Annotated in this window: 14 protein-coding genes; 10 read left to right on the forward strand and 4 right to left on the reverse strand. The window is 56.7% G+C overall.

Going from position 1 to position 15,243, the window contains the following annotated elements:
- Positions 1–223: 223 nt before the first annotated feature.
- Together miaB and JMN36_RS01640 are read left to right on the forward strand one after the other, a co-directional pair.
- A complete protein-coding gene (miaB, locus tag JMN36_RS01635) occupies positions 224–1,840 on the forward strand; it encodes a tRNA (N6-isopentenyl adenosine(37)-C2)-methylthiotransferase MiaB (protein WP_221923713.1) in 1,617 nt (538 codons plus the stop codon).
- A gap of 50 nt (positions 1,841–1,890) precedes the next feature.
- Positions 1,891–2,679 carry an Rv2732c family membrane protein gene (locus tag JMN36_RS01640; protein WP_221923714.1) on the forward strand — a complete coding sequence of 263 codons (789 nt, stop codon included), beginning with the start codon at positions 1,891–1,893 and terminating at the stop codon, positions 2,677–2,679.
- A gap of 131 nt (positions 2,680–2,810) precedes the next feature.
- Here the strand turns inward: JMN36_RS01640 and JMN36_RS01645 are convergent, their stop codons facing one another.
- A complete protein-coding gene (locus JMN36_RS01645; RefSeq protein ID WP_221923715.1) occupies positions 2,811–4,133 on the reverse strand; it encodes a DUF349 domain-containing protein in 1,323 nt (440 codons plus the stop codon).
- 113 nt (positions 4,134–4,246) lie between these two features.
- Between JMN36_RS01645 and JMN36_RS01650 the strand changes: the two genes are divergently transcribed.
- The 3 genes from JMN36_RS01650 to dapF are packed head-to-tail and all read left to right on the forward strand — an operon-like array spanning position 4,247 to position 7,017.
- Positions 4,247–5,092 carry a hypothetical protein gene (locus tag JMN36_RS01650; protein ID WP_221923716.1) on the forward strand — a complete coding sequence of 282 codons (846 nt, stop codon included), beginning with the start codon at positions 4,247–4,249 and terminating at the stop codon, positions 5,090–5,092.
- Positions 5,068–6,027 (forward strand): tRNA (adenosine(37)-N6)-dimethylallyltransferase MiaA, encoded by a 960-nt coding sequence (gene miaA / locus JMN36_RS01655; RefSeq protein WP_370659517.1) that lies wholly within the window; start codon positions 5,068–5,070, stop codon positions 6,025–6,027. Before JMN36_RS01650 ends, miaA begins: the two co-directional genes overlap by 25 nt.
- Before the next feature lie 9 nt (positions 6,028–6,036).
- On the forward strand, positions 6,037–7,017 hold the full coding sequence (dapF, locus tag JMN36_RS01660) for a diaminopimelate epimerase (RefSeq protein ID WP_221923717.1): 981 nt from the start codon (positions 6,037–6,039) through the stop codon (positions 7,015–7,017).
- Here dapF and JMN36_RS01665 read toward each other — a convergent pair.
- On the reverse strand, positions 6,981–7,646 hold the full coding sequence (locus tag JMN36_RS01665; RefSeq protein WP_221923718.1) for a hypothetical protein: 666 nt from the start codon (positions 7,644–7,646) through the stop codon (positions 6,981–6,983). The genes dapF and JMN36_RS01665 overlap by 37 nt on opposite strands.
- 2 nt (positions 7,647–7,648) lie before the next feature.
- Positions 7,649–8,464, reverse strand: a complete 816-nt coding sequence (locus JMN36_RS01670) for a hypothetical protein (protein ID WP_221923719.1) — start codon at positions 8,462–8,464, stop codon at positions 7,649–7,651.
- Positions 8,465–8,774: 310 nt separating this feature from the next.
- Here JMN36_RS01670 and JMN36_RS01675 point away from each other — a divergent pair, with 310 nt between their 5' ends.
- The 5 genes from JMN36_RS01675 (at position 8,775) to JMN36_RS01695 (ending at position 14,815) form a co-directional block, all read left to right on the forward strand.
- Positions 8,775–9,059, forward strand: a complete 285-nt coding sequence (locus tag JMN36_RS01675) for a FeoA family protein (protein ID WP_221923720.1) — start codon at positions 8,775–8,777, stop codon at positions 9,057–9,059.
- 177 nt (positions 9,060–9,236) lie between these two features.
- Positions 9,237–11,336, forward strand: coding sequence for a ferrous iron transport protein B (gene feoB / locus JMN36_RS01680; RefSeq protein WP_370659542.1), 2,100 nt, complete (start codon positions 9,237–9,239; stop codon positions 11,334–11,336).
- A 40-nt stretch (positions 11,337–11,376) separates the two neighbouring features.
- Positions 11,377–11,802 (forward strand): FeoC-like transcriptional regulator, encoded by a 426-nt coding sequence (locus JMN36_RS01685; RefSeq protein WP_221923722.1) that lies wholly within the window; start codon positions 11,377–11,379, stop codon positions 11,800–11,802.
- A gap of 222 nt (positions 11,803–12,024) precedes the next feature.
- On the forward strand, positions 12,025–13,431 hold the full coding sequence (hflX, locus tag JMN36_RS01690; RefSeq protein WP_236881947.1) for a GTPase HflX: 1,407 nt from the start codon (positions 12,025–12,027) through the stop codon (positions 13,429–13,431).
- Between the two features lie 82 nt (positions 13,432–13,513).
- Entirely contained in the window at positions 13,514–14,815 is a 1,302-nt protein-coding gene (locus JMN36_RS01695; RefSeq protein WP_221923724.1) for a uracil-xanthine permease family protein, read from the forward strand.
- An 86-nt stretch (positions 14,816–14,901) separates the two neighbouring features.
- On the opposite strand, the gene JMN36_RS01700 is transcribed toward JMN36_RS01695, so the two are convergent.
- Positions 14,902–15,171: an HPr family phosphocarrier protein gene (locus tag JMN36_RS01700; protein WP_221923725.1), complete on the reverse strand. Its 270-nt coding sequence runs from the start codon at positions 15,169–15,171 to the stop codon at positions 14,902–14,904.
- Between the last annotated feature and the right edge of the window lie 72 nt (positions 15,172–15,243).

Genomic DNA, 15,243 nt, shown 5'->3' on the forward strand with positions numbered 1-15,243 from the left:
TCTGCAGCGTGTGCGGGAATGGACTGTGTCGACGGCGCTGTGACGTCGGATCCGGAAACTTCTGGCATACGGAAAAACTTAAAGGGTTTCTTTAGCCAAAGCTGTGCGGGAAACAAAAACTTAACAACACCGTAACCAATTCCCCGTCTGTCGGGGGTGACCAGTACGATAGTCCGCGATGAACGGCACAACCCCTGATATGTCAATCAATCATTTACAGACCATGAACCATTTCACTGCTTCGCCTCATTCAACGGTTTCGACAACGACCCGCCCGCGCACCTACGAGGTGCGTACTTTCGGGTGCCAGATGAATGTGCATGATTCGGAGCGGCTGGCCGGACTTTTGGAGGAAGCCGGCTACGTTCCCGTAGGCAGTGACGACCCTGCCGATGTCGTCGTGTTCAACACGTGTGCGGTACGTGAAAATGCGGATAACCGACTGTATGGCACCTTGGGCCAGCTGAAATCGGTCAAAGATACGAAGCCCGACATGCAAATCGCGGTCGGGGGGTGCATGGCGCAAAAGGACAAGGATGTCGTTGTTAAGCGAGCTCCTTGGGTCGACGTGGTGTTCGGTACCCACAACATTGGGAAGCTACCGACTCTTCTAGCGCGCGCGGCCCACAATCATGAGGCCCAGGTGGAAATAGCCGACGCGCTAGAGCAGTTCCCCTCCGTCCTTCCCGCGAAGCGTGACTCCGCCTATTCCGGCTGGGTGAGTGTGTCTGTCGGATGCAACAACACCTGCACATTCTGCATCGTCCCGAGCCTCCGCGGGAAAGAGAAGGACCGCCGGCCAGGTGACATTTTGGCGGAGGTACAAACTCTTGTCGACGATGGCGTGAGCGAAGTGACGCTGTTGGGCCAGAACGTCAACGCCTATGGAGTTCACTTTGAGGACCCGACGCTAGAGCGTGACCGCAGCGCATTTTCAAAGCTATTGCGTGCATGTGGCGATATCGAGGGCCTGGAGCGGGTCCGCTTTACCAGCCCACACCCTGCCGAGTTCACCTCTGACGTCATCGATGCGATGGCGGAGACGCACAATGTGTGCCCGCAGCTGCATATGCCTTTGCAGTCGGGTTCAGACAAGGTGCTCAAAGGGATGCGTCGTTCTTACCGGACGAAGCGTTTTATGAGGATTCTGGACGAAGTTCGTGAGAAGCTCCCTCAGGCCTCTATTACGACCGACATTATTGTTGGCTTCCCTGGAGAAACTGAGGAAGATTTTCAACAGACGCTTGATCTCGTCGAAAAAGCACGGTTTACGAGCGCATATACGTTCCAGTACTCGCCGCGTCCCGGGACGCCCGCCGCGGCGATGGAGGATCAGGTACCGAAGGCCGTGGTGCAGGATCGGTATGAGCGACTGGTTGAGCTTCAAGAGCGAATCAGTGCTGAGCTCAATGCTGAGTTGGTTGGGGATGTCGTCGAGGTCCTGGTTCAGGCTGACGACGGTCGACGGTCGGCTCAAACACATCGTTTGTCAGGGAGAACACGCGATGGTCGCCTGGTGCACTTTGCCCCTGATGCTGCGCCGATGGAGGAAACCGCGCGGGCATGGAATTCGATCGGGGCAACCCCTATGGCGCATCCGACGAATCCTGGCGGAATGTCCGTCGAAGAGTGCGTGAAACCTGGTGTTGATCAGGCGATCCGCGCGGGAGACGTGGTGTGGGTGCGTATCACTGATTCACGGTCTCACTTCCTGTTGTCTGACTCGGGCGTCCTTGCTCACCGTCGTATGCCGGCGGGGGACCGGACCGGAGCTGCCTCTGCTCCAACGCCACGTGGTGTGGGGCTGGGAATGCCGACGATCAAGACGATGAAAAGGTAGCCAAGCTTGGTAAGCATCACGAATGACGTTTACGGATTAGGGTAAGAGGCATGGCAATGAAGAAGAGGTCTGGACGTAGTGATGGCGACGGCTCGGCTCAGCGGCATCAACCTGCGAAAAAGCCCCAAGAGATGACGGCTGAGGAGCGCAGGGAAGCGCTCCGAGCTTTCGGCGAAAGCAAACGCGCCAACATCAATGTGGAAGAACGCTTGGCGTCGAGAACCGTGGTAATCAACCGTCAGCTTCCTTTTTTCTTGCTCGGGATGTTGGGGACGTTGTTCGCCATTTTCCTCCCGCACTCGGGGAGCGTGTATGGCTTTGACGTGCTGTTTTACTCTGACCGCGCTCAAGAGATGGTCACGACGTGGCCCGAGCGTATCTACGTATGGTTGGCGCTGGTCGGGGGAATCTTCTTACCCATTGGTGTGATCGTTTCACGCTCCACCCTCGTAGCTTGGGTGACGTGGGTTGTGTCCGGAGTTGGTTGGGTATTCGGTATTTTCGCGATCTGGATGCGGCAGTCACGTCCACCGACAGAGCCGGGATCCGGTCCCTCGTTCGGGCTTATCATTGGGTTCGCTGCGATCATCGTTGTTTTCGCAACCATCTCTACCGTCGTTTTCCGCCGGTCAGTTCTCCAGCGTGTTTTGGCAGAAATCCGGCGTGAAGAAGCCGACCGCGATGATGAAGCGCGGGCTGCCCAGCAGCATCTTCGGACCGGGTTGACTGTTCAGGAGTACAGGGAGCCGGTGGATAACCGACGTGCACGTGCAAGAGAGCGCGCACACCAAGTGGCGGAAAACCAACGTAAGCGGAAACAACCGCCCGCGGATAAATAGGATCCTTGATTCAGAACTCCCACAACTCAGAACTAAAGCCCCACGAATCAATAATGAGCACGACGCCCGGTTACTCGTGGGGCTTTTCAGTTCTCTGCGTGCTGGTTATTGCATCCGTCGCCCGTCGCTAATTAGTCCACTGCCTGCTGAGCAGTCTGAGCCCATTGCGCCCACTGTTCGGCTTGAGCCCGAAGGTCTGCGGCTTTCTTGTTGTTCCCAGCTTTTTCAGCGCTGTCCGCTGCCGCTGAAAGCTCATTGACTTTAGCCTCAAACTGGGCGACGCGAGCCTGCCGTTCGGGATCAGTCTTCCGCCATTGCTCATTCTCGACGTCGCTGACCCGATTCTCGAGCGCACGGATCTTATCCTCGAACTCGCGGACACGACCCCGCGGCACGTATCCGATGCTTTCCCACTGCGATTGCAATTCACGAAGAGCTTTCTTAGCAGCGTCCAAGTTCTCCTCAGGGTTAATCTTGTCGCTGTACTGCTCTATGAGCTGGTCTTTCTTCTCAGCGTTGGATTCATACTCACGGTCTTTAGCCTCATTAACGGCCTTCCGTGCCGAGAAGAACGTGTCTTGGGCGTGACGGAAGCGCTTCCACAGCTTGTCATCGATACCACGTGGTGCACGGCCAGCAGCTTTCCACTCCGTCATAAGGTCGCGGAACTGACGCGCGGTGTCTCTCCACTCCGTCGAATCCTGGATCTTCTCCGCCCGTTCGCAGATATCTTCCTTGAGGCGACGGGCCTCATCGCGCTTCCGATCCAACTCGGCAAAATGCGCGCCGCGGCGCTGAGAAAACTGCTCACGAGCAGCAGAGAAACGCTTCCACAGCGCATCATCAGTTTTCCGGTCGATACCGTGGATGCTCTTCCACTCGTTCAGCATCTCGCGCAGACGATCGCCGGATTCTTTCCACTCCGTCGAATCCGAACCAATGCGCTCAGCCTCGTCGATAAGCTTTTCACGTTGGGCAATCGCGTTCTCCCGGCGCTGTTTCTTTTCAGTTTCGGCCTGTTCAGCGACGGTGTAGCTGTCGTCGATAATTGAACTGAGCTGATCATTAAGGCCATCGACATCACCGAGAGCAGCTGAATCGGCGACTTTAGCCTGTAGTTCCTCGGCGGACTTGCGAGTGTTGGCAGCCTCTTCGGGGTGGGTGTGGAGACGTACGCGGAGGATATCCGCCTCAGTTTGCAGGCTCTCGAAGTGCTTGCCGAAGAAAGCGAACCCTTCGCTCTTCGAGCCAGCTTTCCACTCACCGATAGCGCGCTCACCGTCACGAGTGATTAGCCAGACTGTTCCATCATCGTCGATACGCCCGTGGTCTTCGGGGTTGTTTGTCCGACGTGGCGGTGTCGTCGTCGCTGCATGGCCAGACATGGATGCCGGTGTGGGATGAGCGCCTCGGGGTCCAGGGATAGGCGCTGAAGGGACCGAAGAAGTAGTCATGGGCCGGTGTTCCTCACTCTTTCTTTCTTTGCCGCGCGGCACGGCTGCCAAACACAATCCACTGTTTAGACTGCACGACTTCCCGCCGAGAGTCTACCCGTTAGGGTAGTGATGTGACCCATTCCCACTCGGCTTCACCGGCTTCGTCGACCACACCCGCGTCGCATCGACGACCCGATCCAACAGATATCTCCGACGCCAAGTCTGGGACGCACTGGGAACGCATTGTCGCGCTTCTGCCGCCAACTCCTCTGCTTATCCCCGAAGCGACTGGTCACGCCAAGTACCCGGCACAACTCCGCACAGAAATTGACCGTGCCCGGCAGTGGATGCTCCCTACCGACGGGCCCATCACTATTGCTTTCCACCCCGACGATTCCATGGCGACGTGTCACGTCGGGTCTCTCAAGGCATGGGGAATTGACGTGAACGTGGGAGCTGGAACGTACTTGCCCGATCTTGTTTTGCGGGCTCTTCTTCGACGGTGGGGATACGATGGTGAGATCGTTAGCGTAGACATTCACGACGCGCAGTTTCTCGCCGACGATGGGTCGCTGCTGGATGGGCCACTTCTAATTGCCGCCGACGGGGGAGCGGGACTTCACCCCGACGCTCCTTTAGGCGACGTCCCCGAAGCGTGGGCCCTCGAGGAGCAGCTTCGGCGCTTCGTTATCGATCCCGTGACTCAGGCGTCGGCACCATTGTTTGACGTGGCTGCTGCAGCGGATTGCGGGATTGACCCGGAACCGTGGATCGCCTGGGCTGACTTTTGTCGATCCCACCCTTCCAGTGTGAGTACTCTGTATCACTGGTCCTCCATCGATGACCGCGCCGATACCGCCGCCGAGCAACACGATGATCCGCGCACACACGACGGCCCACCCGCGCAGGATAGCCCGCCAGCCTATGGAGGAATAGGTTTCCATTGTGGCGTATGGCAGCTCACCACCGTGATGTAGAACAGGATGATAACGTGCCCGCATCTCTGCCTTTCCCCGTGGCCATCGTCGGCCCCACAGCGTCGGGCAAGTCGGCGTTGGGTCTTGCTCTCGCGCACCGCTATGACGGAGAGATCGTCAACGTCGATTCCATGCAGCTCTATCGCGGTATGGATATCGGCACGGCAAAACTGACTCCTGAAGAGCGCGAGGGCATCCCGCATCATCAGCTCGATAAACTTGATGTCACCCAGCGGGCGAGCGTCGCACAATATCAACGATCTGCCGTCGACGATGTTGAAAACATCCGTTCACGAGGGAAAACGCCAATTTTGGTGGGTGGCTCCATGCTGTATGTCCAATCGCTCGTCGATGATTGGCAGTTCCCGCCTACCGACCCCACAGTTCGGGCTAAATGGCAACAGCGCCTCGACGACATAGGTGTTCTACAGCTGCACAAGGAACTTGCTGCTATTGACCCAGCGGCTGCCGACATTATCGAAGTCAATGATCCGCGTCGGACTGTCCGCGCCCTGGAAGTCATCGAATTAACGGGGAAGCCGTTCGCGGCATCGCAGCCACCCATCAACGCGCCAGCACGATGGGGAACACTCATCATCGGATTACGAACATCATCAGAGTGGTTGAACCCGCGAATAGCATTACGCACCCACACCATGTTCGACCGGGGCCTCATCGACGAAGTCGACGGCCTCACCCAGCAAGGGCTCATTGCACAGTCCACCGCTGGGCGAGCGATCGGATACTCCCAAGTACTTGCCATGCTGGCCGGCGACATGACAACCGACGACGCCATATCGTCCACCATCACAGGAACCCGTCGCTATGTCAGACGACAGCGCTCCTGGTTCCGTCGCGACCCACGAACCCACTGGATCGACGCGGCCGGGGACACCGTCAGCGAAGCCACGTCGATCATCGACAACCACGTCTAGAATGGCCCCATGCCCGAACAGACAACCCCCTTCAGTAAAGGCCACGGCACAGAGAATGATTTCATCCTCCTGCCAGACTTCGACGCCGATATCGACCTCGACCCAGCGCTCGTCCGGGTTTTATGTGATCGACGCGCCGGGTTGGGAGCTGACGGCGTGATCCGCATTGCTCGCACCGAAGCCTTGATCGATAAAGGCATCATTGCACGAGAGGCTGTTGGTGAGTCCGGCGATGGGGCGCCAGAAGATACACCCGAGTGGTTCATGGATTACCGCAATGCCGATGGGTCGATCGCTGAAATGTGTGGAAATGGCTCTCGCGTATTTGGGCACTATCTATTCGCGCATCACCTCGTGAGTGATCCGCCGAAGTTTTCGATTGGCACGCGAGCAGGAGTGAAGCGCTTGACCGTCGTCAACCCCTCACAAGCGACTGACTCATCAGCACGGATCGCCGTCGATATGGGCCGTGTGGGCATTATTGGTCAGTCCGTAGCTGCATTTGATCGACAGAGGTTTGCCGGTGTGGGAATTGATGTAGGTAACCCCCATTTAGCATGTGTTATTCCCGATCTTGACGACGCTGGTCTGCGCGAGCGTCCTCTTCACCTCAAGCCTGTTCTCGACGAGGAGTTCTTCCCGCACGGAGCCAATGTCGAGGTTCTCACTCCTCTTCGCGCGGATGAAAGCCGTGATGGTGATGGCATGGTCTCGATGCGCGTCCATGAGCGCGGGTCGGGGGAGACGCGATCATGCGGGACGGGAACGGTCGCGGCAGCAGTGGCGGCACTGGCTGACCGAGGTCAGGTCGACGGCACGGTCCGCGTCGTCGTTCCTGGTGGCGAGGTCACGGTAACTATCAAAGATGAGCAGGCTACCTTGGAAGGTCCGTCGGTCGTTGTTGCGTCAGGAACAATTAATATCGACCAGTTGCGTGAATACGCATCGGCGCATTATGCGCCGGCATTGCGTGGGAAAGACGACCTATAGCTAGAAGCCCCAGGTGTCCATCCATAGGTGGACGGGCTAGTACGTTTCTGGTTTTCAGGAAGCCGTACCACCGGGCTGTCTACTTGGCTAGCGTACTGTCGAGCCTCAACCCACGCTTCCTGTAGTTCGCGCGCCATCTCATCGGTTGCTGAGAGGATGTGCTCCAGCATGTGAATGGTGCGTGCGTGAGTAACGACACCCTCAAGATCGTCGATAAACAATTCGCTCGACACCCTGGCTTTGTGGAACCGACTAATGATCGGATTCTCCTGGTGAGATTCATCCAAGAGCACGGAATGCGTGGATCGATCGGTAACAGCCTCGGCTGACGTGCCATTCTGAAATGCTTCCCACTGGTCCAGAACTGCAGTGATGTCTGCAGCTGACAACTCAATGGACTGACGAACTTGTTCTTGTTCGGCGGAGAATGTTGACGTTCGTGCGATAACGATGGCGACGACAGCGCACGCGAGAACAAGCCCAAAGCCGAGCCAATGGAAAATAATGATCAGACACAGGGCGATAACGGTGAGGATGGTGCTCAGAGAGATAAGACGCCATACCCGGACATCACTGTGAGGTGACGTCAGCGCCGGAACACCATCCTTATCGGTAGGGGAGCTGGTCACTTTTAATGGCCACCACATCCGCAGCCACCGCAGCCACAGCCGCCGCCTCCGCCACCGCAGCACCCGCCAGCGCTGGTATCGGCCGCGACGGACGCTGTGAATAGCACTCGCCCAGCGACAATATTGCCCTTAGTGATGCTCTCGGCGGCAGATTCAGGAAGACACAGATCGACGGGGAATGGGGCGTCGACATTGACGTGCCAGAATGATTCGCCCGTGAGTCCATTCGTCCGTTTTTCTGCGGATGTCACGACGAGTGATACGTCACCTGCGGCTGACGGCTCGGTATCGCCCGATCCCGCATTGACCACGGCTGCACCGTGCGAGATAACAAAACCGGTCGTTGCTCCGCCGGCGTCGGAGAACGCTTTTTCGTCGGAGTAGACGTGGGTATCAACACCAAGAGCAGAAAGATTGACCGTTCCCAATTGGGTGGGTTCATCAACCAGAAGCGGACCTTGGGCGAGGTTGGCAGCAATGTCACACACAATGCTGCCCTCGTCGTCATGAACGCTGAGCAGCGCCAAGACGTCGGATAACATCGATATTTCTGCTTCGCATTCGGTCAATGCATCGAAGCCGGCATACGCGGCATACGGTGGGGCGGCAAGGATGAATAACTGTGCTCCACTGGCGTCATTAAACGCGAGCAATTGTCCACCTGATAGTTCACCGGTGACAGACAAAGTGCCGGTTGAGTAGGCTTTTTCCAAAAGCTCTTGCCAGGGGACGCCCCCCATTCCAAGTGCTGTGAGCCCCGTGGTGGTGCGTGCTCCCGCAGTCTGGGAGTCAGCGGGGGTTTCGGTAGGTGTGCTCATAGAAGTCGATTCTAGCTCTCTTATGAATTCAGCCGTTCACGGGTTTGCTCACAGTGTTTGTTTGTTTCCCTCATTTTTTTGTTTATGCCCGTTTGTGTCGTGCTACCATGAAAACTGTTATAGGCCGAACGGAACCACAATTCTGATAGACCTGGAAATAAGTTAAGGAAAACCAGACCGAGGACAACCACCCGCAGACCACCCCTCGGTGAGCCTTCCAGATGGCTCCCTCTCTCTGGCAAGTATGGAAATGCGGTCCCCGTGCACTGTGAAAGGTAGTGCATGGTGCACGCCGATGAGGAGACCTGGAATGGGAAAGATTTCCATGAGTCGCTCGGACCGTCACGCAACTACTTCTTCGCCCGCCATGAGCACTCTTTACGACGTGCCACCAGGACATTCCGCAACAATCGTGGGTTCCGACGTCGATGTCCTTTTTGCTCGTCGACTCCGTGAACTGGGGTTGCGCGAAGGTACTACCGTTCATGTGGCTCAAAACGCCGCAGGCGGGGGCCGCATCGTGAAGGTTCTTGACGCTCGATACGCGCTCGATGCTTTTACTCTCAAGCACATTGCCATCTCGACCTCGTCATAGAGGTCATTTCCCCATGACGGTAGGGGATTCTCGGAGGAAAAAATGAATGACTCTTTAGGTCCTCAGACGGAGGGCGGTGTCGCAACGTCCAGCACGGCGACGTCCACATCTACCAAGGACCTCACAACACAATTCGCCGACGCACCATCATGTCACTGCGAAAGCCACGGAACGGCCATGGCTCCGAAGGGCTCACCAGTCATCGCGCTCGTCGGTGCGCCGAATGCCGGCAAGTCAACCTTGTTCAACGCTCTTACCGGCGCGAAAGCCAAAATGGGCAACTGGCCGGGAACGACCGTCTCGGTGTCTCGCGGTGCATGGAAAGTCAAGAAGGACAAGCACAGCGCTCTCGATCACGCAGATACGTGTGATGAGCACGCGGGTTCCGTTCAGGTCGATTCGGCAGATGCATGCCCTCACTGCTCCAGCGAGCACGAGGAGCCGAAGGCAGAAGAATTGACAAAGGGCGGACACCACTCCGAGACGTCACACGGCTCGGGTGAAACAGTCTATGACGTGATCGATTTTCCGGGTGCTTACTCTCTCGACCCGATGAGCCCTGATGAAGCTCTCACACGTGAACTCCTTTTGGAACGTGACGTGGAGGAGCGGCCGGATCTGGTCATCGTCGTTGCAGATACCGCCACGATTTCGCGTGGCCTCTATCTCGCGGCTCAAGTAGCCGAGCACCCGTATCGTATGGTTGTCGTTCTCACCAAGGGCGATGTTGCGCTAAACCAGGGGTTTGAGATTGACCCTGATGTGCTGTCGCGGAAGCTTCAGGTTCCCGTCGTAGCGGTCGATCCGCGTAAACGTCGCGTCGGTGAATTGGCATCCGCAGTTGAAAGGCAGCTACAGATGCCTGCCGATACCGTTCGGCCAATGTGTTGCCAGCACATTCCCGATGAATTAGAGGGGCCGGACCGAGAGCTGGCTGTTTCCGACGCACGTTTCAGCTGGATTGACAAAGCCGTCTCGAAGGCAACGATCCATAACGATCACACCCGGTCCGTCTCGGAAAAAATCGACCGCGTTGTTCTTAATCCCATCGCAGGGCCGCTTATTTTCCTCGCGGCTATGTGGTGCGTCTTTGAAATCACGACGACGGTGGCCGCGCCTCTGCAGGATTGGCTGGATAACTTTTTCAGCGGTCCCGTCAGTGATGGGGCGACATCCTTACTTCAGGCCTTGGGACTTGACTATCCGTTTGTTCACGGGTTGATTATCGACGGTCTTATCGGTGGCGTGGGAATGGTTCTGACCTTCGCGCCGCTGATGGCGTTAATGTTCTTGTGCCTGGCTGTGCTGGAGGATTCGGGCTACATGGCTCGTGCCGCAGTAGTTGCGGACCGACTCATGCGAGCGATTGGCCTGCCAGGTAAGGCCTTCATCCCGCTGATCGTGGGATTTGGATGCAACGTTCCGGCCATTTCCGCAACACGGGTTTTGGGCAACGCTCGTCAACGTATTTTGACTGCTCTGCTTGTGCCGTTCACGTCATGTTCCGCCCGGCTGACCGTGTACGTCATGCTGGCCGCGACCTTCTTCCCCCACAACAGTGGTTCTGTTGTGTTCGCCATGTACGTCATCTCTATCGCGCTGGTTGTGCTCACAGGGCTGCTGATCAAAAACACTTTGTGGCGGCGTATGGGTTCGGAACCGCTTGTCATCGACTTGCCGGTGTACCAGTTGCCAGTGCCCCGGTTGGCACTGTCCGCCATGTGGATGCGTTTGAAAGGGTTCCTGCACACGGCTGGCGGGATCATCGTCGCGACGGTCATCGTCGTGTGGCTGCTGCAGTCGACTCCCGTCGTCGGCGGTCACAGCTGGGGTGACGACGAACTCGACCCGCAGGATTCGGTCTACGGCGCGGTATCGCAAACAGTGGCACCTGTGTTTGCCCCGGCTGGCTTCGATTCCTGGTCGCTGTCCGGTCCGCTGATTACGGGCTTCGTCGCCAAGGAAGCAGTGATTTCGTCGTGGGCTCAGACATACGCCCTGCAGGACCCGTCGGATGAAGATGCCGTGGACCAGGGGCACTCTGCGCTGGCTCAGGCCATTCGCGAAGACTTTAACCACTCGTCAGGTGGTCACACGTACCCGGCAGTGTGGGCCTTCATGGTCTTCCTGTTGGCGTACACTCCATGCGTGGCTACACTGGCTGCCCAAAAGAGAGAAATCGGGTTGAAATGGACGTTGGTGGGGATAGCCATACAGCTGACAGTGGCCTGGGCTTTGGCCGTCATCACGTTCCAGGCACTACGTCTTTTCTTCTAGATCATTTCCTCTACATTGATTCGTGAGAGCAGTGATAGCAATGCTGTTTCGTCGAGAACGAGATTTATCGCGACGCCTACCTTCGCGGGGTGACTCCTCCGGGCGTGCATCGGCATCGTCGGCTTCACAAGGTCCGCTTGCCATGGTTCGTGACGCTATTGCCTCTGGGGCCGTTGACCGGTCACGGATCGCTGAAAACACGGGCCTTGCCCGAACTACCGTCGATGCTTCCATCGAGCACCTCGAACGCATGGGCTGGTTAACCAAGAAGCCACTGGGAACATCCTGCCCCGGCGGGGGATGTTCATCCTGCCCATTGGGTAAGGCCGATGGAGGGGCTGGATGCGGATCGCACATCGGCGGAACGGGTCCGGTTGCGCTGGTCTTAACCCGTCGCCCACACTGCTGGCCGGCTGCGTCCACGTCGGCTGTGCCTGAAGCTGTTAGCTCCGCGGGCCGGCACTAGGTATAGAGTCGTGACCTGTGTGGGCATAGTCCATGCACGCCAGGTTCATCAGCCTATAGCGAACGCACTACCGCGTGAGGGCTAGTCGTGAGACACTTGTGAGCAATGACTGAACGTTCACATAATTATCCGTCTTATTTGGACAACGACACTCACCTCACCGATGACCATGGCCGACGCGGGGGAGGCCTACATAACGACACAAGAGTTCGCCATGCGCACATGCCCACCGCGGGCGAACTCGACCTTAGCGAGCGTGACGAACTCCGTGCGCTGTCGCGCGGTAGCCAAGCTCACACCACGGAGCAATCCGACGGCTATGACGTCGAATATCGAAAGCTGCGGCTAGAAAGAGTCATTCTGGTCGGCGTATGGACCTCCGGGACGACCGCTGAATTCGAAGCAAATCTCGAAGAACTCCGTGCCCTCGCGGAGACAGCCGGATCTGAGGTCCTCGAGTCTTTTTATCAGCGGCGCGAGAAGCCCGATGCGGGCACGTACATCGGATCCGGCAAGGTCGCTGAGCTCCGTGACTCGGTCCGATCACTGGGCGCAGATACAGTGATTTGCGACGGTGAACTAAGCCCGGGACAGCTCATCGCTTTAGAAAAACAGCTCGATGTCAAGGTTATTGACCGCACGATGCTGATTCTCGATATTTTCGCTCAGCATGCGAAGTCCAAAGAGGGAAAAGCGCAGGTCTCCCTCGCTCAGATGGAATATCTTTATACACGAGTCCGTGGCTGGGGCGATATGATGTCCCGGCAGGCGGGTGGACGTGCCGGCTCTAATGGCGGTGTTGGCCTCCGTGGTCCTGGTGAAACGAAGATTGAGGCCGACCGCCGACGGCTGCGTAAAGATATGGCTCGTTTGCGCGCAGAATTGCGGAGCATGACGACCGCTCGCGAAATTAAGCGAGATCGGCGGGATAACTCCACCACTCCGCAAATCGCGATTGCCGGGTACACGAACGCTGGAAAGTCCTCGCTAATCAATGCCATCACCGGAGCAGGGGTGCTGGTGGAGGATGCCCTGTTTGCCACCTTGGACCCCACGACACGTCGTGCAGAACTTGCCGACGGCCGGGCAGTGATCTTTTCGGACACCGTTGGGTTCGTTCGGCACCTGCCCACACAGCTGGTGGAGGCGTTCCGATCGTCCCTGGAGGAAGTTGCGTCGGCAGACTTGGTGCTTCATGTTGTGGATGGTTCCGATCCCTTCCCGCTGAAGCAAATAGCTGCAGTTCACGAGGTTCTTGCCGACGTTCGCAACAGTGGGGCCGAGACCATGCCGCCTGAAATCATTGTTGTGAACAAAATAGATCAGGCTGACCCTATTGTGCTCGCACAGCTTCGCCACGAGCTTGACGACGTTGTTTTCGTGTCAGCGAAGACCGGCGAGAATCTCGATGAACTCGCATCACGAATCGAACTGTTCTTAAACACTCTGGATACCCATGTGAGGCTTCATGTCCCATACACCCGTGGTGACATCGTAGCGAAAGTCCATGAGTATGGAACCGTTATCGACGAACAATACGATACCGAGGGCACTGTCCTTGATGTACGCGTTCCTGCTCGTATTGCTCAAGAGGTGAAAGAGTTTATTCAAGCGGACGAATACTCATAATTTTCTTTGCTTACAGGAGCGTGACCGTGTTGATAGGGGTCATGGTAAGGGTCTAACTGCTCAGGTTGAATAATAAGAAAGCGTGAGCGCAAAAAAGAGTCTTTTACCGTGGTCCGTGCATGGTGACGGAAAAACATCCCGGCCTGGTGCTGTCGTGGCACCAGATGAGCGATTAAGTTGGCCTCGAACTATCGGCGTGGGGATGCAACACGTTATTGCCATGTTCGGGGCGACGCTTCTAGTCCCCACCCTCACAGGGTTTCCCGTCAATACCACCCTGTTGTTCTCCGGTCTGGGGACGATGGCATTTCTCCTCATCACGAGGAATCGCCTTCCTTCATATTTAGGGTCCTCATTTGCGTTTATTGCTCCGTTGACCGCTGCACATAGCGCAGGGCTGTCTGCCCAGCTGGGCGGCGTGCTTGCCGCAGGATTAGCGCTCGCTGTCGTGGGGCTCGTTGTGATGGCCGTGGGACAACACGCCCTCGGTGCCGTGATGCCTCCGCCCGTCACGGGAGCAATCGTCGCACTCATCGGTTTGAATCTGGCCCCTGCCGCCACATCCAACGTGCAAAAACAGCCATTAGTCGCCGGCGTCACTCTGGCGGCTATTCTGCTCTTCACTGTGGCGGGCCGGGGGATGATCGCGCGGCTAGGAATTCTTTTTGGTGTCGTTGTGGGATGGGTTTTCGCGTCGCTGACAGGTAATTTAGCGCCAGGTACCTCAGAGACGATAGAGAATGCCGCATGGATTGGTTTCCCACAATTCCATTCTCCCGTTTTTCACACGGGAATCGTTATCTCGACGATCCCCGTCGTCGTTGTGTTAATCGCAGAAAATGTCGGTCATGTGAAGGCTGTTTCTGCGATGACGGGAAGAAATATGGATGACTTAGCGGGGAAGGCTTTATTTTCTGACGGTATCGCGACGACGGTGGCAGGATTCTGCGGCGGATCGGGTACAACCAGTTATGCCGAAAACATTGGTGTTATGGCGGCTACGAGAGTCTATTCGACGGCTGCGTATTGGGTTGCTGCTGCGACCGCAATAATTCTTGCCTTTATTCCTAAGTTCGGCGCTTTAGTGTTCACTATTCCCACGGGAGTTTTGGGCGGTGCGACCATGGTCTTATACGGCATGATCGGAATGCTTGGAATTCGTATTTGGCAAGATAACAATGTTCGATTTACCAATCCCGTCAATCTGACCGCGGCCGCAGTGGCATTAATAGCGGGGATAGGAAATCTCACATTGCGGGTGGGGTCAGTGGATATTGAAGGCATCGCGTGGGGATCAGTGGGAATTATCGTTGGTTATCCGCTATTGCGCTATCTTTTCGAGCACGTTGGGGAAGGGCAGGATGCCAGCCAGCGTCAGTATTAAAAAATGGGGATGACCAGAAATATTCGGTCATCCCCATCAATAGTGCCGTTGGTCACCGCACAATGGCGGTCCCGACAACTAGTGGATTATTCGTTATCGAGGTTCTGCGAGACCATGGCCGCAATCTTCTCGACAGCTTCGGCGTTCTCAGACGAAACTTCCACGGTGTCACCGTGCTCAGCGCCCAAGGCCATAATCATGAGGGAAGAAGCGGCGTCGGCAGGTTCTGCATCATCATCGTCGGGAAGCGAGATCAAGATCTCGTCATCATAGTTAGATGCTTCCTCGGCGATAACAGCTGCGGGACGAGCGTGAAGACCAACGGTAGAACCGACAGTCACGGTTGTGGAAGCCATAAGTGAACCTTTCTGTTAATCAAAACAAGGTGTGGATCATCGGGATCCTCTTGTGCCAGAATAACGGACTTA

The organism is Corynebacterium pseudokroppenstedtii, assembly GCF_019754945.1.
Lineage (GTDB): Bacteria > Actinomycetota > Actinomycetes > Mycobacteriales > Mycobacteriaceae > Corynebacterium > Corynebacterium pseudokroppenstedtii.